This window comes from Solwaraspora sp. WMMA2056 (assembly GCF_030345095.1).
In the GTDB taxonomy this organism is placed as follows: domain Bacteria; phylum Actinomycetota; class Actinomycetes; order Mycobacteriales; family Micromonosporaceae; genus Micromonospora_E.
Window position 1 is genome coordinate 646,031 of the sequence record NZ_CP128360.1, and the last position, 22,596, is coordinate 668,626.

Below are 22,596 nucleotides of genomic sequence, written 5' to 3' on the forward strand. Positions count from 1 at the left end.
AGATCGTCAGTGCAGGTTCGCGTCGACGGCCCGGGTGTGGTCGACCAACGCCGTCACCTTCGGCAGGCCTTCGACGTGGCTGCCGGCGGCGATCCGCCCCGACCAGTACGCGTACCGGTCGGCGAGCAGCCCGACCCGGATGTTGCCGACGCTGAACAGGCAGCCGGCGATCGTGTCCCGTGGCCGATCGGGCGTGTCGGTCAGCGGGCAGGCGCTGCCGTACTGCGGCTGATTGGTCCGGGGGTCGAACCCGGACATGTCGTCGGCGCAGGGGTCCCACACCTGCCCCTGCCGGCAGTTGTCGTAGTTGCCCAGCGCGTGCCGGAAGGCGTTGGAGAAGTGCTGGTTGGGCGCCTGGCTGGTGTCGGTGCGGGGCCGGGTCCAGTCGCTGGGCAGCGCCCGGGTGCCGAACAGCATGCCGTTCATCGCGTCGTCGGACTCCAGCGCGCCGGCCCAACCCAGCTCGGAGTACGCCTGCAGCATCCGGACGGCCCTGGTGACGTCGCGGCCGCGTTCCCAGAGGATCCGCGAGTTGTCCCAGCTGTGTCCGCCGGCCGGCGGGGTGATGCCGCTGCCGTCGACCAGCACCCGGTAGAAGAAGCGCTGCCGGCCGGCGAGCATGGCGGCGGCCTTGGCCCGGGCGGTGGTCGTCGCGGCGGCGACCGGGGCGACCGGGGCGGTCTCGAAACTCGCCCGGTAGCTGGCATTCCACAGCTGGTTGAGGTAGTAGACCTCGTCGCGGCAGTAGCCGCTGGGCACCGGGGACCGTACGTCCCAGGAGCAGTAGACGCCGACCGGGAAGACCTTGGTCGCGGACTGCGCCACCTGCCAGTCACCGCCGCGCCATTTGACCCGCGACCGTACGGTGACCTGCAGGTCGCCGCTGGTGGTGTGGAACCGCGGGCCTTCGTTCTCGACGACGTTGACGAAGTTCGCCTCGTAGCAGGTGTGGAACTGGGGCCGCTGGGCGGTCGGCAGGCCGTGGTCGGCCAGGTGGTACGCGTTGGGCAGGGTTGCGCGCAGCAGCGTCGCCGGTACGGACCGGGTGCCCTGGGTGCCGGAGCAGGACGACATCGTCGACGTCTCCGGGATGCGGGTCGCGACCGCCTGGTCGGCGGTGCCCCACAGGTCGTACTGCGGCAGCGGCACGTCGTGGCCGTTCCACCTCACCGCCGCCTCGATCTCCTTCACCTGGGCGGCCCAGGCGGTCAACGCGGTGCGGTAGTCCTGGACCAGGGTGTCGAACAGCTCGTTGGTGGCACCGTCGTCGCCGGGGGCGCTGAACTGCCGTACCAGGTCGTTGATGTCCTCCCCGGTCTTGGCCACCGCGTCCGCGCGGGCACTGCTCACCCGGGCCGCGTACTGCGGGTTCTCCAGTTGCAGGATGTTGTAGGTCCGCGCGGCGGTGCTCCACGCCGCCGGGTTGGCCACCCGCTCGTTGGGCAGGTCCGGTTCGATCCGCTCGTTGGCCCAGCTGGTCAGGTAGTTGATCGCCCCTTCGGGCAGGTAGGTGTCGAGCACCGCGACCGGGTCGGCCAGGCTGGTACCGGCCGGCGCGGTGTAGGTCCCCTCGCCCAGGGCGTCGACGGTGGCGAACTTGAATGTGGGTGACTCTGCTTTCGGGTAGTAGATGGTGTCGTAGTCCGGGATCGGCACCCCGGCGATCTCCTTGTGGTGCACGTACGTTGTGATCACCGTGTTGAGCTCGGACTTCGCGATGTTCTGCAGGGCGACGTGAACCGCCAGCGCCAGTGAGTCGATCTTGCGTTCGACGACCTGCAACTGGGTGGCGATGTGGCCGATCCGGGCGCGGACCTCAGCCACCGAGCGGGTCAGCTCGGTCAGCATGCCGACCAGGTCGGTGTACATCGTGTTCAGCGCGGTCTCGATCCGGTCGAACCGCTGGGTCATCCCCACGGCGAGCTGGTTGATCTGCTTCTTCAGGTTGGCGATCTCGCCGAGGATGAGCGCGTTGGGGTCGGGTCCGCCGCCGGTGAAGAGGGTGACCAGGCTCATCGCCGCGCCGAGCAGGTTGCCGGTGAGCACCGCGGTGCCCATCGCGGTCGCCGCCGCCGTCAACCCCTGCCCGAGCACCGTCGTCAGGTACGAGTTGATCGCGGTGACCGAGGTGACCACCGCCTTGCCGATGGTCTGCAGCTGCTTGCCGAAGCGTGGGTCGACGAAGCCCATCAGGGTGGACAGCACGTTGACCGTCTCACCGAGACCTTCGAAGATCTTCTTGTTGCTCTCGGTCTTGATCCGTTCGGCCTCGCGGGTGGCGGCGTCCGGCTTCGGATCCTGGTTGAGCACGTACGTGGTGGAGTAGGCGACCACTTCGGTGATCCGGGTGTCGCCGTCGGCGTGCAGCACCGTCAACACCCGGGTGGCCTGCTGTTCGACCAGCGCCTGGTAGGTGGCGGCGGCACCGCTCGCGGCCCGCAGCGACGCCATCGGTACGTAGTGGCCGAGCGTGCCGGGGTTGCCGGACCTCGGCGGGTGCACCTGCACGGCCAGCAGGGTCGACTCGTCGGCCCGTACCCCGGTGCCGGTGCGGGCGGCGAACGCCGCGTCCCAGCCGGCGGCCAGGGCGTCGTCGGTGGCTGCCCGCTGGTGCAGGGTCCGCCAGGTCGCGCCGGCGACGTCACGGACCTGGGTGTTCCAGGCGGCGTCCTGGTAGCCGCCCCGGATCAGGTCCAGCGCGTTCTGCACCACGTTGGCGCCTTCGGTGCCGACGGTGCTGGTCAGGAACGCCCGGACCGCCGGACCGTCCACCGTGGCCGGGCTGCCCTCGGCGGCGAACCTCGCCAGCACCGCCGAGGCCAGCGCGAACCGGGTCTGCTGGTCGCCCCGACCGTCCGGTACGGCCTGGTCGGCCAGGGTCCGCGCGGTCGCCGCGTGCGCGGCCACGTCGCCGCTGCTGGCGGCCGGGTTGGCCGCCCGCCAGTCCAGCAACTCGGCGGTGATCAGGGCGTTCTTCAGCCCGGCGGTGTCCGGGCCGGTCAACGCGACGGCGGCGGCGAACAGCGCCGCCTGTGCCCGGCTCTCGTCGAACGCCACCGGGTCCGCCGCCCGTACCGGTGTCTGTTGCGCCGTCACCACCATCAGCCCGGCGAGGACGGCGGCGACGCCGCGCCCCCACCGACCGGTGCCGGGCCGTCCGGGCCCGCGCGGTCTCTGTCTGGTACGCACCACATGCTCCTTCGGCAAGGCGGGCCGTTGCCTGGCCCGCTTCCTGTGGCGCACACGGTGTCGGGCGGGTCGTCCCGGCGGACAGGGACAGTGTCCCGGCGTCACCAGGACACTGTCCCCGCCCGATGGCCGCCGCCGGGCCGGCGTGGTCCGTTACGATGGGCGACATGAGCGCAGAAGCCGTCGGCCGGCACATGCCCTCGGTAATCACGCTCGACGACCTCACCGCGATGATGGCCGAGGACGAGCACCATCGGTACGAGATCAGCCCCGAGGGAGTGCTGTCGGTCATGCCACCGGCCGGGTACCTGCACGCGGTCATCGCCACTCGGCTCACCGGCTGGCTACTCGCCGCCGGCATTCACGCCGACCGCATTGCCCAGACCGTCGGCCTACGCATACCTGGGGGCGCTGGCACCGTCGGTGGCCGCATTCCCGACCTGGTTGTCTGGAGCAAGGCGCAGGCCGACGGCGTGTGGCTGTCAGTCGACGATGTCCTGCTGGTAGTCGAGATCATTTCTCCCGGATCCGAGGCCACGGACACCGTCGCGAAGCCGGCCGAGTACGCCGGTGCCGGCATCCCGCAGTACTGGACGATCGGCCAGGACCCGGGACAGACCGTGACGATGTTCCGATATGACGGGGGTCGCTACCAGGCCAAGGCAACCATGCCGCTCGCCTGGGTGCTCAACACCTCCCCAGCTGAGTACGACCTCTGCTGACGTGCGGCTATCCGACCGGCACCACCGCGTCGTTGCCGGGCATCCGGGTCACGCTGGGCAGCTGCAGCACCGTCTCAGCCGAGCGGCCGGCGACGTCACCGGTCGGGCACATCGCGGTGAGTAGGAACGTCTGCCAGGCGATGTCGATCGGGTGCGCGTCCGGCAGGCCGAGCTGGTAGTGGCTGATGTTGATGCCGGTCGACACCTGGCGGGCGCCGTCACGGCTGTGCAGCGAGTAGGTCAGATTGCCGAACACCGCGCCGTCGTGGCCCCAGAACTCGCCGCACGGGGTCGGCATCGAGTAGATGCCGAGACCGTAACCGCCGGCCTGCGGCAGCTCCGGCAGGAACGGCACGGTGGTGAGCATCTCGTCGAGAGTGGCCGGGCTGAGCAGGTGACCGCTGAGCAGGGCCCGGAAGAACGTGTTCAGGTCGGTCGTCGTGGAGATCATCTCGCCGGCCGTCCACGCCCAGCTCATGTTGAACTCGCTGAGGTCGCGGGCGCCGAACGGGGCGAAGTAGGCGCCGCCGTGCGGGCCGCGGATCGTCGGATCGGCGCCGGGCAAGGACGTGCCGGTGAGCTTCAGCGGCCGCAGGATTCGTCGCTGCACCTCGGCGGCCGGGTCGTTGCCGGTGACCTGCTCGATCAGCAGTCCGGCCAGGACGTAGTTGGTGTTGGAGTAGCTGAACGCCGCGCCCGGAGCGTTGGTCGGCGGCATGGCCAGCCCGATCGCGACCAGGTCCGCCGGCGGGTACGTGGTGACCTGCATCTGGTCGATCGCCGCGTACGAGTCGACCATCGCGTTGGTGTAGTTGCCGATGCCGCTGGTGTGGTTGAGCAGCATCCGTACGGTCACGGCGGCACCGAGTTCACCGGGTACGGTCTCGGGCAGCCACTGCCCGATCGGGTCGTCGAGGCCGAGCCGGCCCTCGTCGACGAGCTGCAGCACGGTGGTGGCGACGAACGTCTTGGTGACGCTGCCGATGCGGTGCCGCGACTGCGGCTGCATCGGTCGCAGTTTGTTCAGGTACGCCTGGCCGGCGGCGTCACGCCAGTCGTATCGGCCGTCGCGGACGGCGGCCAGCACGCCGGGTACGCCGGCTTCGGGCACGTCAGCGAGCGCGGCCCGCAGCGCGGCCCGGTCGAGCCCGCCAGCAGCCGGGCCGCTGGCCGATGATCCTGTCGCGGAGGGACCGGTGGACGGACCGGTGGACGGACCGGTGGACGGACCGGTGGACGGACCGGGCTGCGCTGCCGCAGATGCGGGTACGACAGCGATCGTGGCCACCAGCGTCGCGCTGGTGGCCACGATCCTCATTGTCCGGAAAATGTTCGACATACCGTTGATGGTGGTCGTTCACTTCAACCGATGCATCCTGCTCAGGTCCGACGCCCTGCTCCCACTCCGGGAGGGCGGCCGGTCAGCCCTGGTCAGGAGACAATGTTCCCGGACAGAAGTGGCCGCCGTCCTCAGGAAGTAGTCCCACGGCCACCAGGTCAGGGCCGGAGCCCAGCACGGTCACCGGGATCGTCTCGGTGTTGTCGCCGGGGTTGGCGTCCTCCTCGGCGGAGCTGATCGTCACGCGCAGCGTGCCGGCGTCACCGGGTGCCGCGCCGGCCCGACCGCGACGGCGGCGGCACCGGCGATGATCGCGCCGGCACCGATCCGGCCCAGCTTGCAGTATTCAGCTTCATCCTGCTCCTGAGTGCGGGGGGGGAAGCCGCGACTATAGCGACAGTGCACATAGTCGCGCTGCCCCTCTTGCGCTCAGGAAGGCTTGGCGCTAACGGAAATTCACGTCGATGTCGAATTGGCCCGCAGTTGTGCGAAGTCGGTGCTCAGGGCGAACGGGTCCGCCACCTGCGCCGGCTCCCGCCGGTGCACCTCGCGGGCCAGTTCCTGCCCGGCCCGGACGACCCGCCGACGCAACGCCCCACCCGGCCCACTGCCCTCGCCCTCGCCGGCACCGGCCCAGTCCTCCGGGGCGGCGAACACCGCCGTCGGCACGACCACCGCGCGCAGGTAGGCGAACATCGGCCGAAACGCGTGGTCGGCGGCGAGCGAGTGCCGGGCGGTGCCGCCGGTGGCTCCGATCAGCACCGGCTTGTCGGTCAGCGCACCCTCCGGCAGTACGTCGAAGAATGCCTTGAACAGTCCGCTGTACGAGGCGTTGAAGACCGGGCTGACCGCGATCAGCCCGTCCGCCGCCGCCACCGCGTCCAGCGCCTGCTTCAGCGCCGGGGCGGGAAAGCCGGTCAGCGTGTTGTCGACGACCTCGTGGGCGTGGTCGCGTACCTCGACGACGGTGGTCTCGACCTCGGTGCCGAGGCCGACCAGCTCGGCGCGGGCGGCCGCGGCGAGCTGGTCGGCGAGCAGCCGGCTGGTCGACGGCTGGCTCACGCCGGCGGTGACCACCGCCAGGCGGCGTCGGTCCGGCATCGTCACACCGCCGCCGGGGTCGCAGCGGCGTCGGCGTGGTCGGCCGTGGCACCGGCCGGTGCCTCGGCGGCCTGCCGGGCGGCGGCGACGAGCGAGGCGTGGGTGGGTGCGTCGGGTACGTGCGCCGGCCGGCCGATGGCGAACTCGCGGCGCAGCACCGGCACGACCTCCTCGCCGAGCATGTCCAGCTGCTCCAGGACGGTCTTGAGCGGCAGGCCGGCGTGGTCGATCAGGAACAGCTGCCGCTGGTAGTCGCCGACGTACTCGCGGAAGGCCAGCGTACGGTCGATGACCTGCTGCGGGCTGCCGACCGTGAGCGGCGTCTGCGAGCTGAAGTCCTCCAACGACGGACCGTGCCCGTACACCGGGGCGTTGTCGAAGTACGGCCGGAACTCGCGGACGGCGTCCTGCGAGTTGCGGCGCATGAACACCTGCCCGCCGAGGCCGACGATCGCCTGGTCGGCGGTGCCGTGGCCGTAGTGGGCGAACCGTTCGCGGTAGAGGCCGACCATCCGCTGCGTGTGCTCCTTGGGCCAGAAGATGTGGTTGGCGAAGAAGCCGTCACCGTAGTAGGCGGCCTGTTCGGCGATCTCCGGGCTGCGGATCGAGCCGTGCCAGACGAACGGCGGTACGTCGTCGAGCGGGCGCGGCGTCGAGGTGAAGCTCTGCAGCGGGGTACGGAACTTGCCCTGCCAGTTGACGACGTCCTCGCGCCACAGCCGGCGCAGCAGGTCGTAGTTCTCGATGGTCAGCGGGATGCCGTTGCGGATGTCCTGGCCGAACCACGGGTAGACGGGTCCGGTGTTGCCGCGCCCCATCATCAGGTCGACCCGTCCGTCGGCGAGGTGCTGCAACATCGCGTAGTCCTCGGCGATCTTCACCGGGTCGTTGGTGGTGATCAGCGTGGTCGCGGTGGACAGCAGCAGCCGCTCGGTCTTCGCCGCGATGTAGCCGAGCATGGTGGTCGGCGACGACGGGACGAAGGGCGGGTTGTGGTGTTCGCCGGTGGCGAAGACGTCGAGGCCGACCTCCTCGGCCTTGAGCGCGATGGCGACCATGGCCTTGATCCGCTCACGCTCGGTCGGCTCCCGGCCGTTGGTCGGGTCGACGGTGACGTCACCGACGGTGAAGACGCCGAACTGCATGGTCTGCTCCTCCTCGCGGCGAGGGCCGGATGGGGTTCCCTCGGACTACCCGACCAAACATAGTTGCTGCGTCAACTATTCCGCGAGTCGAGGCCCGTCGGCCGACGGCTCGCCTTCCGACGGGCCGGTGAACGCCGCGTCCACCAGGTGGGCCTCCAGCTCCCGCAGGAACCGCTCGATGTCGTCGAGCGTGAAGTAGGTGGTGTCGGCGGTCAGCGCCAGCCCCAGCGCGCCCGGCCGGTCCAGGATCTCGACCCGGGTACGCCAGGTGAAACGCACGAAACCGCCGGTCGGCGTATAGGTCGTCGCGGCCATCGTGGCACGAACCGCCGATTCGGTCACGACCCGCCCGAACAGGTCGTTGTCGGCCGACAGCCGGATGTCGTTGAGGTAGCAGTGCGGGTTCACCCCGGTCGCGTACGGCAGTCCGGCGGCGGCGAACGCGTCGCTGAGGGTCTGCGGGTCGTAGTAGCCGTGCCGGTAGCCGTCCAGCGCCGCCCGCCACACCCGGGGCACCAGCTGCGCCACCGTCGGTGCCTCAGCGAGGTCGACCGGCACCAGCGCCAACTGGTTGAGCTTGGCGATCGCCGTCGGGTAGCCGTCGGGCACCCGGTTGTTGACCATCGTGTGCATGCCGACCAGGTCGTTACCGGACCAGTCGCCGACCACCCGGGCGACGGCGGCGAGCAGCACCGTCGAGGTCGTCGTGCGCAGCCGTACGGCGAGCAGCCGCACCGCCGTGTCGGCCGCCGCCGAGACCAGCACCCCGCGCCGGAACCGGGGCGACAGCGGCTCGCGCGCCGGCAGCCGGGTGTCGCGGGACAACCGGCGGGTGACGTCGACCCAGTACGCCGCCGCCCGTGCCGACCGCCGCCGCAGCCGGTCCTGCTGCTCCAGGTCGGCGATGTCGGCCGACTGCAGGCCAGGGGCGCTGTCGGCCGCCGGTAGGCCAGGGGCACTGTCGAGGCGGCCCCGGGCGAGCAGCAGCCGCAGGTCCCGCAGCACCAGCTCGGCGGCCCGGAAGTCGACCGTGGTGTGGCTGAACACGACCACGACCTGCTGCGGTACGCCGTCGCGGGTCACCACGGCGATCCGCTGCGGCCAGTCGTCGGCGTGCGCGAACGGCTCCGACGCCAACTCGTCGGCGACCCGCTGGGCGACCGCCACCGGGTCGCCGGCCCCGTCACCCGTCCCGCCGCCGACCACGTCGCCCGGTGCGGTCGGGACCAGCAGGACCGGCAGCTCCCCCGCGTCCGCGACCAGTTGGCGGGGCTCGTCGCCGGTCAACGCCAACCTGGTCCGCAGCGAGGCGTGCCGGGCCATGAGGGCGGCGATCGCGGCGTACACCCGGTCGGGGTCGGCCTGCGCCCGGCGCGGTACGGCGACCCACCGTTTCAGGGCGAACATGACCTGACCGGCACCGTGCCGCCGGATCGCCATCCACAGTGCCCGCTGGCCCCAGGTGATCGGGGCGGTACGCGGCGGGTCCGGCGCGACGAACGACACCGTACGCCGGTCCACGGTCGGCAGTTCGATCACCACGTCGACCAGTATCAGTGAATGTGCCGTTACCCGAAAGGGTCGAGTAAGCGCTTTCCTGCCGCCGATCGGCCGACGATCACCACCCAGCCGGTAATGTCCGGCAGGTGCCCCACCACGTGCGCACCTCCCACCGGCTCCGGGACCGGATCCGCCTGCTCTTCGTCAACACGCAGGAACGCGCCCTGCTGACCGCGCTCGGCCTCACCAGCTATCCGCAGTGGATCGCCGAGGCGACCGGGCTGGACCCGACGCAGATCGTCACCGTCGACGTCGCCGACGGGCAGCCGCTGCCCGACACCATCGAGGCCGACGCGGTCATCGGCGGCGGCTCCGGGCACTCCGCGTACGAACACCTGCCGTGGATCACCCGGACCAAGGAGTTCTTCCGCGCCGCCGCTGCCGCCGGCGTACCGGAGCTGCACATCTGCTGGTCACACCAGGCCCGCGCGGAGTCGATCGGCGGCCGGGCGGCGATCGGCGGGCACGGCCGCCGGTTCGGCGTCGACACGGTACGGCTCACCCCGACCGGCCGGGTCGACCCGCTGTTCACCGGCCTGCCCGACGAGTTCGACCTGTTCACCTCGCATGTCGACGTGGTCGACCAGCTGCCGGCACGCGCCACCGAAGGGGCGGTCGTCGAGTTGGCGTACAGCCGGGTCTACCGCAACGAGGCGCTGGCCATCGGTCCGACCGTACGGACGATTCAGGCCCACCCCGAGATCACCGCGACCATCGTCGCGGCGCTGGCCCGCAGCCGGCGCGGCGCCCTGGTCCGCGAAGGCTGGATCGGCCCGCACGACGCCGACCTCGACGCCTTCACCGCCACCCTGTACGCGCGTGAGGCGCAGATCGTCGCCACGTCCCGGCGGCTGCTGGCAAACTGGCTGCGGTACCACGTCCGCCCAGGTCAGCCACGGCTCACCCCGGTCGCCGACCCGGCACCGGTCGCCGGAAAGCCAGCCGTGCTCGGCGGGGTGCCGGCAGCGCTGCCCGGAGTCCCGGCGGCGGTCGCCGGGGTGCCGGCGACGGTCGGCGGTGTGTTGTGAGCGCCGTCCTGCCGGCGGCACGCAGCAGCGCCGAGGCGCGCCTCTACCTCGACCTGCACCCGTGCGACTGCGGCGAGGCGCGCTTCACCCCTCAGGTCGAGGTGGTCGCGCTCGCCGACGGCGACCTCGCCACCCGCTACCAGGGCAGCTGCGCCGGCTGCGGCACCGCCCGGGAGTTCCTGTTCCGGCTGCCCGCCGAGCCGGTGCGCCCGGCCGCCGGCGCCGCTTTCGCGTACGGCGGACCGGAGCCGTCGCGACTCATCGACCCCGGCGAGTGGCTCACTGTCGCCGACCAGTACGCCGACCTGGTCCCCGCCGACTTCGCCGCTGCGGACGCTGCTGTTGCCGACTCTGCTGATCCGGACGCTGCCGACCCGTTGCGGCGGCGCGCGGCGGCCGCCCTGTCCCGGGCCGTCGCCGCGCTCGACGAGGTGCTGAAGTTCATCCCGGCCGACGCCGACGAAGTACCGCCCGACACCATCACCAGCGAGGTCGGGCAGCGGATGCGACGCCGCGAACCTGGCCGGTTCCGCCGCGTCCGCCTCACCGCCCTCCGCGACGCCTACACCGCCCTCCTACCGGGCAACGACGCCAACCAGGATCGGCTCGACACGTGAACGAATCGCTGAACGAGACCGCGTACCTGATGGCCAGCCCGGCCAACGCCCATCGGCTGAACGAAGCAGTCGAGGAGCTACGCGACGGTGGCGGGGAGATTCACGACCTGATCGACCCTGGCTACCGCTCGGAAGGGGCAGCCGGCAACTCAGCATCGCGCCGAGGTGAGGCTGAGATACCTTAAACTCGCGTTTTAACGTACGTAAGCCTCACCTCGACAGCTCTCGGCTACAACGGTCTGGCCGGGAACCCACCCTGGCGACGTCCATCGCCGTAGCATGCGGGGCGACACTATAGGCATGCGCGCCCGCATCATCCTGACCGTCGTAGCCGGGCTACTCGCTGTGCAAGGCTGCGCTGACGCTACTACCGCCCCTGAGACGCCCCCGCCGGCCCCGCCCGTCGGACAGCCCGTGGTGTTGGATGCCCGCGTACCGGGTTGGGAGACCGCCGCCTGGCTCGCCGAAGACGCGTTTTGCGTGCGCGTCGCCCGCGTCGACGGTAAGCGCAGGGAGGGCAAGGAGAACGAGTTCGTCTTCTGTGATCCGGCGCCGGAGGCTCTGGACACTGTGGGTCCACCACTGCTGCCCACCAAGCCGATGCCGTACGTCGCCCCGCTTGACCCGCAGCAGCGGGAGATCATCCTGGTCGGGCCCGTACGCGGTGCCGTGACCAGCGTGTCCGTGACCATGTTCGGCCAGACCGCCACGGCCGCTGTCCACCGGCTCCCCGCCACCCGAAATCGCCAGGTCGGCGCATACGCGGTCTGGCTTCCTCGCAACGGGGATAAGCGCGACGGGATGAACCTCACCGACATCACCGCCGTCGTCGGCCACGACGCCGACGGCAACGTCGTGACCCAGTTGGACTGACGCCGACGCGGGAGCACTGGCCTACTTGCGCTGTCCATGTTGCGATGGCTTCGCGTGGTCTAGGAGCCCGACGATTTCGAGGAGTTCGGTGCGAAACCGCGTCAGCTCGGCTGCGGTAACGCCGAGTTCGTAGTGGTGGTGGTGTCCGGCTCGGGACAGGGCCCACCACAGGTAGCTGGCCCGGCCCGCCAGCTGTGGCCCGCCGTAGTGGGCGAGCAGGAGCAGCTTCGGCCGCTGCACCCGGGTCTGGCCGATCGTCGGGCAGACCCGGGCCCAGTAGCGGTCCATGGCTGCTTCGAGCTCGTGCCGCAGCAGCCAGGCACATGCCCGCGGCCAGGCACCTCGGGTACCGCGGACCACGGTGGTCAGCATCCGGTCAGCGGTGGCGAGGTGGACGGACTGGTTCATCGCAGCCCCTCCACCAGTGCCGTGGTGTGCCTGAGCATCTGCCGGGTCGGCATGCCGCTCGGGCGTCCGTGGACCGCGCGGGCAACCGCCTGGACCGTCCGGGACGCGTCCCGGCCGTAGTCCCGGTCGAGGCGTGTGAACAGCTCCGGTCGGGGCACGATGCCGTTGAAGAGTCCGAGGCTGAGCACCTCCTTCACACCGTGGGCATCGCCGAGCGCCTGCTGGATTGTCTGGTACGGCGTACCGGCCCGGTGCTGTTCGGTCCGGTAGCGGTCCATGCTCACTGCCTCGATCGCGGACCGGCAGAAGCCGGCGACCAGCAGATCTTTCGCCTCGTCGGGGATGTCGGCGACGACGACGGCGCGGGCGTCGTCGAGGTAGCGGTCGGCGGGGTCGCAGGCCCGGCGTATCTCGACGATGGAGCCTTCGCGGCGGGTGACTTCCCGGATGTCGGCCTCGACGTCGAGCCGGCGGAGCGCTTCCGGCAGCCGGTCGTCGTGGGTGAAGACGACGACCTGTCGGGTCAGGGCGACTTCGCGGAGCACTTCGGCGAGACCGTCGATCTTGGCCGGGTCCATGCTCTGCACCGGGTCGTCGATGATCACGAACCGGTACGGGCTGGCGTCGGCACACGCCCGGGGCAGGAAGACCGCCAGGCCGAGGGCGTGCAACTCGCCCTGGCTCATCACGCCCAGCGCGTCAGTTTCGACACCGTCGACGGCGACCGGGAAGTGGACCTTGCGACTGGTGTTGACCCCGTCCATCCGCAGCTGGTGCAGCTCGACGTTGCTTTCGTGGCGCAGCTGCTGCCACACCCGGTCCGACTGCGCGGCGTAGTTGCCCAGCCGTTCGGCGCGGATCGACTTGGTGGCGTCGACCAGCGCCTCGCGGGCCTTGGTGAGCAGTGCGAGGGTCGCGGCCTCGGCCCGGACCAGGGTAGCGGCGTCGACCCAGCGGCGGATGGCGGCACCGGGCTCGCGCCAGGTGTCGTGCCGCTGGGTGAGCCAGTCCGCTGCGGCGGCCGTGAGGTCGGCGTGGGCTGCGTGGACGGCGTCCCAGGTGGCCGGGTCGCGGCTGAGCCCGGCCAGGGCGTCGCGCATCGCGGCGCACTGCACCGGCAGGTGGGCGGCGAGCGCGTCGGCGACCGGGTCGAGCCACTTGTGGACGTCGCTGAGCAGCGTGTCGGCCGTACGGAGGGCCTTCGCGTACTCGTCCTGGGCTGCGCTGGCCGCTGCGGCGAGGGCGACGAGCCGGGTCAGCTCCGCCTCTGCCTGCTGCTGCCAGCCCTGGTCGAGGGTGCCTTCCCGGCAGACCGGGCAGGGCCGGTCGCCGCCTTCGCGGTGCATCGCCAGGGCACCACGCAGCAGTTCGGCGGTCCGGTGGGCCGTCCCGCTGTCGGTGGCGGCGGCTTCCTTCGCGGCCCAGTGCTCCTCGACCAGGGTGACGAGGACGTGTCGACCGTCGGGCAGTTTCTCTTCGATGAGCCGCCGGGCTGCTGCGGCAGCCACTGCTTCCGAGGCGGCGACCTCGTCGCTGGCCAACGCGGCCAGAACGGTCAGGTCAGCCCGCCCCGCCCGGCTTCCGAGGGCGCGCAGGGCGTCGCGGGCGCGTTCGTCGTCGAGCTGCGCGAGCTGTGCCCGGAGCTGGGCGAAGTCCGCCTTGAGCGCCTTCGCGCGGTCGTCGTACTGCTTCCGCTTGCGCTGCAGGCAGGCGTCGGCGGCGTGCAGCGGGGCGAGGCCGAGGATCGGTGCGATGGCGTCGTACAGCTCGGTGGTTTTGGCGGTGATGATGCGTTCGAGGTCCCGGGCGGAGAGGAACGGCCGGTACCGTTCCGCCTGGCCGATCCACTCCGGCAGCTGACCGGGGGACATCGCGGCGTCGCCCTGGGTCGTCGTGACGGTGGCGGAGGCCAGGTCGGTGGTGCCTGCCGGCCAGGTGCGGTTGATCGTCACCGGTTCGCCGTTGTCCAGCCGCATGGTGAGGCGGATCAGCGGTGCGCCGTTGTGGTGCAGGTTGCGCCAGCCGTCGCGGAAGGCCGGCGGTCGCTGCGCCCAGCGCAGGGAGTCTTCGGTGAGTGTGAACTCGACGGCTTCGGCGAAGCTGGATTTGCCGGAGCCGTTGCGGCCGATGAACACGGTCAGCCCGGTCTTGGGCACGAGTCCGACGGTGGCGGGCTGGCCGACGCCGCGGAAGCCGGCGACCCGGATTTCTTCCAGGAACGCCTGCGGCAGCCGGCTACCGTCGGCCGCTGCGGTTTCGGGCGGTACGGGCAGGGCGTCGCCGCGCACGACGGCGTCGAGCGGCTCGTCGCCGTGGAGGGCGGCGAGGGCCAGGTCGATGACCTCGGCTGGCACCTGGCTGCGCTGAAGCCGGTCGGCGAGTTCCTGGTGAAGCGTGAGCGTGTCGTTCATCAGACCCCCTGATGTCGTTGGCCCATCGAGGGAACCGCATCCCCAGGTATTAGGATGTGCACATTGCTGTTATCCCGGGATAACAAGCACTATCAGGCATCGGAACGTGAGGGCTCCTACAGTTGGCTTCGCAGCCGAGGGGGTGAAGGTATGGAACAGACGGCGTTGATGTCGCAGCGCGAGATCGCCCAGTTGGCGCGGGTCAGAAAGCCGGCGATCATGAACTGGCGCCGCCGGCACCCGGGCTTCCCGGCGCCCGTCTCCGGCAGCGACGAGCAGCCACTCTTCCCCGCCGACGCGGTCCTCGCCTGGCTGCTGCACACCGGGCTCGGTCACGCCGACCCGGAGACGCTGCGCGCCGAGCAGACGCTGCACACGCTGACGGCGTACGCCCGACGGCACGGCGGCCGACGCACGATCGCCGTCCTCAGCGCCGCCCTGTGCCTGCGCCACCTCGCCGGCCGGGAGCTGCCCGCCGACCTGCTGCCGCTGGCCCGCCGCTTCGACCCCGACGGCGATTTCCTGCTGCGCGAGCTGGCCGACGCGCCCGAGCCGGGCGGCCTGACCCAGCTGGTCGAGCAGCTGATCGAGGGTGCGTACGACGCCGGGCACGCCTGCCGTCTGCTGCTCAGCTCCGCCAACCGTTTCGGCTGGCCGGAGCTGGCGGCGGATGCGCTCACCCCGGAGCTGGTCGCGCTGATCCGTCAGGTCGCCGACGTGCCGGGCAGATTACGCAGCGGCCGCCCCGTCACCATCGCCGACGGCAACGCCGGCACCGGTGACCTGCTGACGGCGTTGCTCGACGACGTCGAGGACCGTGCCCGTCTGCAGTTCGTCGCGTCCGTCGCCGACGACGGGCTCGTCCGCCTGATCCGCCGACGGTTGCTGCTGGCGGGGTTGGACGAGTTCCAGTTCGACGTGAGCATCGACGAGTTGAGCGAGGAGTTCGCCGACCCCGATCTGATCGTCACCCGGCTGCCGTACCGGCCGGCCGAGAGCCGTGACGCTGCCGCCGACCTCGACTCCGTCGAGGCGACCGCCGATCTACTCGGTGCGGGCCGCACCGCCATCATCGTCGGCCCGGCCAGCAGCCTCGTCGACGAGCTGCGGGACGGGCCTGCGGTGATGCGCCGCACGGCGCTGCTGAGCAGCGGCATGGTCGAGGCGATCGTACGGCTGCCCGGCGGGGTCTATCCGGCCCGGCCCGGCTATCCGGCCGCAATGTGGGTGCTGACCCGCGATCCGGTCCCGACTGTCAAGGGCCGGCTGCTGCTGGCCGATCTCAGCGGTGCCGCGTTCGACCACCGCACTGTCGACGCCGCCGCCGAGGACATCACCCTGTGGCGCGCCGAGGGGCACCGCAGCGACGGCCACGATCCACGGACCGGCCGGATCGTCCCGTTGGCGAGCCTCGACCTGCGTCGGGGTGCGGCGCTGCGGCCGCCGGGTCCGGCGTCGGTCACCCTGCGGGCCCGGCTGGCCGCCGACCGGCCCGCGCTGATCGGCGAGGTCGAGCGCCGCCTGAGCGACGAGGAGCAAACCTTCATCCGGTACGCGCAGGAGCACGGCGAGCTGGTCACCGGCGCGGCCCAGCGCGACGGCGGCAGGCCGAAGGAGCTGTCCGTCGACGCGCTCCGCCGGGCCCGCCGGGTCCGCCAGCTCGCCGGGCACCGGCTGTCGCCGGAGCACATCGGGCGCCGGGGTCACCACCGGGTGCTCGGCCCGGCGGAGGTGCTCGCGGGGTCGTCGACCCGGTGGATGGACCGGCTCACGCTCGCTGCGGAGTATCCGCAGGTCGCGCTCACCGAGCCGGGTGACCTGGTGGTGACCGCCACGCCCCGGTTCGGGGTCATGGTGGACGACGACGGCTTCTCGGTGATCGAACGCCCGGCCGCCGGACTGCGCATCGCCGCCGGCGATCCGCTCACCCCGCGTGTCCTGGCGGCACTGCTGGGCACCGCCCGCAACACCGCGCGCAGCCCCGGCGCGGTGCGCGGCCCACGGCTGCGCGACGCCACGATCCCCGACCTGGCCGCCGACGAGGTGGCCCGCTTGGACGACATGCTGCGCCGATTGGCGGAGCGCGAACGCCTCCTGCGGCGGCAGGCAAGTCTTTTGGCCGAGTTACGCGAACTCGCCGTGACCGGCTTCGCCGACGGCACCCTGACGACTCTGTACGGTACGAACTTCTGATCGAGAGAACGGAACACACAGTGCCCCCACGCAAACGTGCCAGCGGACAGGGCGAGCTGCCCGGCATGTCCAGCACCAAGCAGATCCAGGACATTCTGTGGAAGGCCGCCGACAAGCTGCGCGGATCGATGGACGCCGCGCAGTACAAGGAGTTCGTCCTCGGCCTGGTCTTCCTCAAGTACGTCTCGGATGCGTTCGCCGAGCGCCGTGACCAGATCGCGGAGAGCCTGTCCGACATCCCGGAGAGCCGACGCGCCGCCTTCCTCGACGACCGGGACGAGTACACCAGCGCGAACGTCTTCTGGGTGCCGGAGAACGCCCGCTGGGACTACCTGGTGGAGAACGCGCCGTCCGGGGTCGGCAAGCTGCTCGACGACGCGATGGACGCGATCATGCGGGAGAACCGGGCGTTGACCGGCGTACTGCCGAAGATCTTCAACCGGGACAACGTCGACCAGAAGCGGTTGAAGGAGCTGGTCGACCTGATCAGCGACGCCCGCTTCACCGGCCACGGCGAGCGCAAGGCGCAGGATGTCCTCGGCGAGGTCTACGAATACTTCCTGGAGCGGTTCGCCCGCGCCGAAGGCAAGCGGGCCGGCGAGTTCTACACGCCGGAAAGCGTGGTCCGAGTCATCGTCGAGGTGCTGGAGCCCTACTCCGGCCGGGTCTACGACCCGTGCTGCGGCTCGGGCGGCATGTTTGTGCAGTCGAAGAAGTTCGTCGAGGCCCGCGCCGGCCGTGAGCACACCCACGACATCGCCATCTACGGCCAGGAGGCGAACGAGCGCACCTGGCGGCTGGCGAAGATGAACCTCGCCATCCACGGCATGGACCCGGTCGGCACCGGCGACCGGTGGGCCGACACCTTCGCCGACGACAAACACCCGGACATGCGGGCCGATTTCATCATGGCCAACCCACCGTTCAACATGAGCGACTGGGCCCGCAACGACTCCGACCCGCGCTGGCGCTACGGGACGCCGCCGCAGAGCAATGCCAACTACGCCTGGCTGCAGCACATCGTCTACAAGCTCGGCGACCGGGGCAGCGCCGGCATTGTCCTGGCGAACGGCTCGATGTCGTCGAAGCAGTCCGGCGAAGGCGAGATCCGCAAGGCGATGGTCGACGCGGGCCTGGTGGCGTGCATGGTCGCCCTCCCGCCGAACCTGTTCCGCACCACCGCGATCCCCGCCTGCCTGTGGTTCCTCACCAAGGACAAGACGCCACAGGGCGCCAAGGCGCTGACTGACCGGCGCGGCGAGATCCTTTTCATCGACGCCCGCGCACTCGGCACCATGGTCGATCGCACCGAACGCGTCCTCACCGACGACGACATCGCCAAGATCGCCGACACCTACCACGCCTGGCGCGGCACCAGGTCGGCCAAGACCAAGGACCAGAAGTACGAGGATGTGCCCGGCTTCTGCTACTCGGCAACCGTCGACGAGGTAGCCGCCCACGACTACGTGCTGACCCCTGGCCGCTACGTCGGTGCTGCCGAAGTCGAAGAGGACCCGGACGCCGAACCACTAGCCGACCGCATCGACCGCCTGACCAAAGAGCTGTACGCCCACTTCGAAGAGTCCACCCGCCTCGAAGAGGCTATTCGCAAGCAACTCGGGGAGCTTCGTTGATCCTCCAGGAGTTTCTGCTCAGTGACGTGACCGTCAACTTTGACCGGCAGCGTAAGCCCATAAAGGCCGCCGAACGCACCGCAGGACCGTATCCCTACTATGGCGCGTCCGGCATAGTAGACAAAGTCGCCGGTTATCTATTCGACGGGGAGTACCTGCTAGTTGCAGAAGATGGGGAGAATCTCCGAACCAGGAAGACTCCCATAGCAATGATTGCAACCGGGAAGTTTTGGGCGAACAATCATGCACACGTACTACAGGGAAACGAACTAGCGAACACCTACTACCTCGCATACGCCATTGAACAGCTAGACATCTCCGGCTACCTGACGGGATCCACTCAACCAAAGCTAACACAATCGGCACTAAACAGCATTCGCCTCAGCTTACCCAGCAAAATCAATCAGGATGCGATCACCAAGATTGTCCGCACCCTAGATAGAAAAATTGCAGGCAACGATCACATTGCCACAACGTCGCGCAATCTTGGCGTAGCCCTCTATCAATCAAGCATCAATGAGTCGTTTCAAGTAAAGTCCATTGGGGAGATCTCCGAGGTACTTACTAGAGGTCAAGCACCGAAGTACACGGACGACCCGTCAGGGATCGCCGTGATTAACCAAAAGTGCGTTCGAGGCGGGCGAGTTACTCCCGAACCAGCGCGACTAGCTGAAGCCGATCGCGTCAAGCAGGATCGAATCTTGCAGAGGCATGACGTCTTGGTCAACTCTACCGGCGTTGGAACTTTGGGCCGAGTGGGCATCTGGTCGCAGAATCTAACGGCAACCGCCGATTCGCATGTCACCATCATCAGGATGATCCCGCAAATCCCGGCGATCGTCGGTGGTTTTGCCATCCTCGCAGCTCAGCCTCAAATCGAATCACTAGGAGAAGGTTCAACCGGCCAAACTGAGCTTGGCCGCACCAAGCTAGCTTCTCTCCCGATCAGGATCCCGTCGAGTAACACGGAGGGACTGGCACAGCGACTGTCAAATCTCGAAGACAGAGCGGATGCCGCCCTGAGCGAATCAAGAGCGCTTGCAGAGCTGCGCGACGCACTGCTGCCGGAGTTGATGTCGGGGCGGTTGCGGGTGAAGGACGCGGAGAAGGTCGTCGAGGAAGCCGTTTAGGTCAAGACTCTGGGGAGGGTTTGTGATGGGGTGGGACGGGCGGATGGGCGAGGCAGACTGGGAGTCGCACGCGCTGGAGCAGCTCGGGGAGCTCGGGTGGGAGCCCGGTGCGGGCAAGGACTTCGCGCCAGGGTCGGGGCAGCGTCAGACCTGGGCCGACCTGGTGCTCGTCGAGGACCTGCGGGCAGCGGTCGAGCTGCTCAACCCCACGCTGCCGCAGGGCGCCGTCGCCGACGCGGTGCGGGCCGCCACCGACGTGGCCTCTCGGGAGGCGTTCGCCGAGAACCGGGCAGCGCACGAGCGGCTGGTCAACGGCATCCGGTCGATCGTCTACACCGACTCGTTCGGTGCCGAGCACAACCCGACCGTACGGCTGGTTGATCTGCACGACCCCGGCCGCAACATTTTCCGGGCGATCAGCCAGGTCCTGGTCATCGACGGCGACTTCCGGCGACGCTTCGACATCGTGCTCTACGTCAACGGCTTGCCGGTCGCCATGGTGGAGTTGAAGAACGCCACCGACGAGCACGCCACCCTGCCCGGCGCGCACGCCCAGCTTCAGACGTACCTCGCGGAGTTCCCGCTGGCGTTCCGGCACGCCGTGCTCTGCCTGGTCTCTGACGGGATCACCGCGAAGTACGGCACGCCGTTCACGGCCTACGAGCATTTCGCACCATGGAACATCGACGACGAAGGCCAGCGGGTCGACACCAGCTCACCGGAGTACGACGGCCCGGAGGCGTTGTCCGTCGCCCTGCACGGCCTGTTCAACCAGCGGCGTTTCCTGGATCTGGCCGCCGGGTTCGTCAACTTCACCTCGGACACGAAGCGAATCGCCAAGGCGCACCAGCATTTCGCGGTCATCCGGGCCGTCGAGTGCATCGTGCATGCGGCGCAGAGTGACGGGAAGGCGGGCGTCGTCTGGCACACCCAGGGCTCCGGCAAGTCGGAGGAGATGGTCTGCACGGCGGCGATGACCGCCCGGCACCCGGCCCTGAAGAACCCGACGATCGTGGTGCTCACCGACCGCACGGATCTCGACGATCAGCTCTTCGGCACGTTCCAGGAGAGTCAGATGCTGCTCGGCCAGGAGCCGGTCCAGGTCGACACCCGCGTTGCGCTGCGGGATGAGCTGTCCAACCGCAACGCCGGCGGCATCATCTTCACGACGTTGCAGAAGTTCGGGCGGACGAAGGAGGAACGGCAGGCCGGGAGGTCGCATCCGCTCCTGTCCGACCGCCGCAACCTCCTGGTGATCGTCGACGAGGCGCACCGCAGCCACTACGACACCCTCGACGGCTATGCCCGGCACCTGCGCGACGCGCTGCCGCACGCGACGTTCATCGCCTTCACCGGCACCCCGATCTCCACCGCCGAGGTCAACACCCGTGCCATCTTCGGCGACTACATCGACGTGTACGACCTGAAGCGCGCCGTCGACGACGAGGCGACCGTGCGGGTCTACCACGAGCCGCGGATCATCCCGGTGTCGCTGCCACCGGACATCGACCCGGACACCATCGACGAGGAGGTGGAGCAGCTCACCGCCAGCCTGGACGACGGGGAGCGACGCAAAGCCGAAGCCAAGGTGGCGACGCTCAACACGATCTACGGTGCCCCGGACCGGGTCGAGACCCTGGCGAAGGACCTGGTCGAGCACTGGGAGGAGCGGCGCACGTTGATGGAGCCGCAGCTCGGCGGGCCAGGTAAGGCGATGCTGGTCGGCGCGACCCGGGAGATCTGCGTCCGCATCTTCAACGCGATCAAGGAGCTACGGCCCGACTGGGCGGACCCGGCCGTCGACAAGGGCAAGATGAAGATCGTCTTCCATGGGGTGCCCAGCGACGACGAGCTGCTGCGCCCGCATCACCTGCGCCCGTCGCAGCTCAAGACCGTACAGGCTCGGGCGAAGGACCCGGACGACGAGCTGGAGCTGCTCATCGTGCATTCGATGCTGCTCACCGGCTACGACGCGCCGCCGATCCACACGATCTACATGGACCGGCCGATGCGCGGCGCCAACCTGATGCAGGCCCTAGCCCGGGTCAACCGCCGCTTCCGGGGCAAGCAGGACGGCCTGCTGGTCGGCTACGCCCCGCTGACCGAGAACCTGCGGAAGGCGCTCACCGAGTACAGCCGGCGCGACCAGGAGGACCAGACCCTCGGCCGGGAGATCGATCGGGCCATCGGCGAGGTACACAACGAGATCGCCGTCATCGAAGCGATGCTGGCCCCGATCAACTGGAGGGCGATCCTCGACAACGAGAAGGACCACATCCGCCGGGTGCGGGCGATCCGGAAGGCCGCCAACTACCTGCGCGACCCGCGTACCCCCGGCAACGCCGTCGAGCCCGGCACCAAGCCGCTGCACCAGCGGTTCCGTGACTCGGCTGGCCGGCTGGAGCGCTTCTACACGCTCTGCGCCACCAGCCGTGACTTTGTCGAGCGGGCCGGCGACATCCAACGGCTGCGCCGCGACATCACGTTCTTCCGGGACGTCCGGGTCTGGATCGTCAAGGAGGAGGCCGCCGACCGAGAAGCCAAAGGGCTGCCCAACACGGCCGAGGTGGAGCGCTACCTCGCCCATCTCGCCGCCCAGGTGGTCGACGCCACCGATATCACCGACATCTACGAGGAAGCCGGGCTCGGCCGGCTCGACATCACCGACCTCAACGGGGTAGCGCTGCAGCGCCTGCAAGACTCGGAAACCCCACACCTGGCGGTGTCCGCGCTGCGCCGGCTGATCGAGCAGAAGATGCGCGAGGTCACCAAACACAACGTGGTACGCCAGGAGCGCTTCTCCGCCCTGCTCGAAGACCTGATGAGCCGCTACATGCGTCAGCAGCTGACCAGCGCGCAGCTGATCGTCGAGCTGGTGGCGCTGGCCAAGGAGGTGTCTGCTGACGCCCGCCGTGGCCAGCGGTTCGACCCGCCGCTCAACCACGCCGAGCTGGCCTTCTACGACGCCGTCGCGCAGAACGAGGCGGCTACCGAGTTGATGGGGGTCGGCACCCTCGCCGATATCGCCCGGGAGCTGGTCAAGTCGATCCAGTCGTCGATCACCGTGGACTGGTTCTCCCGCGAGCCGGTGCGCGCCAAGCTGCGCAGCCACATCCGGCGCCTACTGGCCCGCTACGACTACCCGCCGGACCACGAGCGGGCCGCTGTCGACCTGGTGATCCGCCAGATGGAAACCTTCGCCGACGAGTGGGCTCCCAACGGCCGATCCGCCAACCGCTGACAGGA

17 protein-coding genes are annotated in these 22,596 nt (G+C 69.7%); 9 read left to right on the forward strand and 8 right to left on the reverse strand.

Annotated features, from left to right (window positions below; all coding sequences use genetic code 11):
- Positions 1-6: 6 nt before the first annotated feature.
- The gene (locus O7608_RS03000) at positions 7-3,189 is read right to left on the reverse strand and encodes a hypothetical protein (RefSeq protein ID WP_289208529.1); all 3,183 of its coding nucleotides are present in this window, start codon (positions 3,187-3,189) and stop codon (positions 7-9) included.
- Positions 3,190-3,314: 125 nt separating this feature from the next.
- Between O7608_RS03000 and O7608_RS03005 the strand changes: the two genes are divergently transcribed.
- Positions 3,315-3,911, forward strand: coding sequence for a Uma2 family endonuclease (locus O7608_RS03005; protein WP_289208530.1), 597 nt, complete (start codon positions 3,315-3,317; stop codon positions 3,909-3,911).
- Between the two features lie 7 nt (positions 3,912-3,918).
- On the opposite strand, the gene O7608_RS03010 is transcribed toward O7608_RS03005, so the two are convergent.
- The 5 genes from O7608_RS03010 to O7608_RS03030 form a co-directional block, all read right to left on the reverse strand.
- The gene (locus O7608_RS03010) at positions 3,919-5,250 is read right to left on the reverse strand and encodes a serine hydrolase domain-containing protein (protein ID WP_502959169.1); all 1,332 of its coding nucleotides are present in this window, start codon (positions 5,248-5,250) and stop codon (positions 3,919-3,921) included.
- 82 nt (positions 5,251-5,332) lie between these two features.
- Positions 5,333-5,494 (reverse strand): hypothetical protein, encoded by a 162-nt coding sequence (locus O7608_RS03015; RefSeq protein ID WP_289208532.1) that lies wholly within the window; start codon positions 5,492-5,494, stop codon positions 5,333-5,335.
- Positions 5,495-5,706: 212 nt separating this feature from the next.
- Entirely contained in the window at positions 5,707-6,351 is a 645-nt protein-coding gene (locus O7608_RS03020) for a CE1759 family FMN reductase (protein WP_289208533.1), read from the reverse strand.
- Positions 6,352-6,353: 2 nt separating this feature from the next.
- Positions 6,354-7,496: an LLM class flavin-dependent oxidoreductase gene (locus O7608_RS03025; protein ID WP_289208534.1), complete on the reverse strand. Its 1,143-nt coding sequence runs from the start codon at positions 7,494-7,496 to the stop codon at positions 6,354-6,356.
- Positions 7,497-7,571: 75 nt separating this feature from the next.
- Positions 7,572-9,038 carry a condensation domain-containing protein gene (locus tag O7608_RS03030; RefSeq protein ID WP_289208535.1) on the reverse strand — a complete coding sequence of 489 codons (1,467 nt, stop codon included), beginning with the start codon at positions 9,036-9,038 and terminating at the stop codon, positions 7,572-7,574.
- Between the two features lie 116 nt (positions 9,039-9,154).
- Between O7608_RS03030 and O7608_RS03035 the strand changes: the two genes are divergently transcribed.
- From O7608_RS03035 to O7608_RS03050, 4 genes are all read left to right on the forward strand, one after another.
- Positions 9,155-10,084, forward strand: a complete 930-nt coding sequence (locus O7608_RS03035; RefSeq protein ID WP_289208536.1) for a type 1 glutamine amidotransferase — start codon at positions 9,155-9,157, stop codon at positions 10,082-10,084.
- Positions 10,081-10,701: a hypothetical protein gene (locus tag O7608_RS03040; RefSeq protein WP_289208537.1), complete on the forward strand. Its 621-nt coding sequence runs from the start codon at positions 10,081-10,083 to the stop codon at positions 10,699-10,701. The genes O7608_RS03035 and O7608_RS03040 overlap by 4 nt, the downstream gene beginning before the upstream one ends.
- Entirely contained in the window at positions 10,698-10,886 is a 189-nt protein-coding gene (locus O7608_RS03045) for a type II toxin-antitoxin system Phd/YefM family antitoxin (RefSeq protein ID WP_289208538.1), read from the forward strand. The genes O7608_RS03040 and O7608_RS03045 overlap by 4 nt, the downstream gene beginning before the upstream one ends.
- A 115-nt stretch (positions 10,887-11,001) precedes the next feature.
- Positions 11,002-11,574 carry a hypothetical protein gene (locus O7608_RS03050; protein WP_289208539.1) on the forward strand — a complete coding sequence of 191 codons (573 nt, stop codon included), beginning with the start codon at positions 11,002-11,004 and terminating at the stop codon, positions 11,572-11,574.
- Between the two features lie 21 nt (positions 11,575-11,595).
- Here O7608_RS03050 and O7608_RS03055 read toward each other — a convergent pair whose 3' ends face one another.
- A complete protein-coding gene (locus O7608_RS03055) occupies positions 11,596-11,982 on the reverse strand; it encodes a hypothetical protein (RefSeq protein ID WP_289208540.1) in 387 nt (128 codons plus the stop codon).
- Entirely contained in the window at positions 11,979-14,393 is a 2,415-nt protein-coding gene (locus tag O7608_RS03060) for an AAA family ATPase (RefSeq protein ID WP_289208541.1), read from the reverse strand. Before O7608_RS03060 ends, O7608_RS03055 begins: the two co-directional genes overlap by 4 nt.
- A 150-nt stretch (positions 14,394-14,543) precedes the next feature.
- Between O7608_RS03060 and O7608_RS03065 the strand changes: the two genes are divergently transcribed.
- From O7608_RS03065 to O7608_RS03080, 4 genes are read left to right on the forward strand one after another with little or no spacing between them, the layout of a single operon-like run.
- Positions 14,544-16,586, forward strand: a complete 2,043-nt coding sequence (locus tag O7608_RS03065; RefSeq protein ID WP_289208542.1) for an SAM-dependent DNA methyltransferase — start codon at positions 14,544-14,546, stop codon at positions 16,584-16,586.
- A 20-nt stretch (positions 16,587-16,606) separates the two neighbouring features.
- Entirely contained in the window at positions 16,607-18,220 is a 1,614-nt protein-coding gene (locus tag O7608_RS03070) for a class I SAM-dependent DNA methyltransferase (protein ID WP_289208543.1), read from the forward strand.
- Positions 18,217-19,350, forward strand: coding sequence for a restriction endonuclease subunit S (locus O7608_RS03075; protein WP_289208544.1), 1,134 nt, complete (start codon positions 18,217-18,219; stop codon positions 19,348-19,350). Before O7608_RS03070 ends, O7608_RS03075 begins: the two co-directional genes overlap by 4 nt.
- Before the next feature lie 25 nt (positions 19,351-19,375).
- Entirely contained in the window at positions 19,376-22,591 is a 3,216-nt protein-coding gene (locus O7608_RS03080) for a type I restriction endonuclease subunit R (RefSeq protein WP_502959170.1), read from the forward strand.
- Positions 22,592-22,596: the final 5 nt, after the last annotated feature.

Excerpts from the sequence above, each read along its gene's own strand:
- O7608_RS03005 (WP_289208530.1), top strand. The coding sequence starts at position 3,315 with ATGGCCGCCGCCGGGCCGGCGTGGTCCGTTACGATGGGCGACATGAGC.
- O7608_RS03010 (WP_502959169.1), bottom strand. The coding sequence starts at position 5,250 with ATGTCGAACATTTTCCGGACAATGAGGATCGTGGCCACCAGCGCGACG.
- O7608_RS03020 (WP_289208533.1), bottom strand. The coding sequence starts at position 6,351 with ATGCCGGACCGACGCCGCCTGGCGGTGGTCACCGCCGGCGTGAGCCAG.
- O7608_RS03025 (WP_289208534.1), bottom strand. The coding sequence starts at position 7,496 with ATGCAGTTCGGCGTCTTCACCGTCGGTGACGTCACCGTCGACCCGACC.
- O7608_RS03050 (WP_289208539.1), top strand. The coding sequence starts at position 11,002 with ATGCGCGCCCGCATCATCCTGACCGTCGTAGCCGGGCTACTCGCTGTG.
- O7608_RS03055 (WP_289208540.1), bottom strand. The coding sequence starts at position 11,982 with ATGAACCAGTCCGTCCACCTCGCCACCGCTGACCGGATGCTGACCACC.
- O7608_RS03060 (WP_289208541.1), bottom strand. The coding sequence starts at position 14,393 with ATGAACGACACGCTCACGCTTCACCAGGAACTCGCCGACCGGCTTCAG.
- O7608_RS03065 (WP_289208542.1), top strand. The coding sequence starts at position 14,544 with ATGGAACAGACGGCGTTGATGTCGCAGCGCGAGATCGCCCAGTTGGCG.
- O7608_RS03080 (WP_502959170.1), top strand. The coding sequence starts at position 19,376 with ATGGGGTGGGACGGGCGGATGGGCGAGGCAGACTGGGAGTCGCACGCG.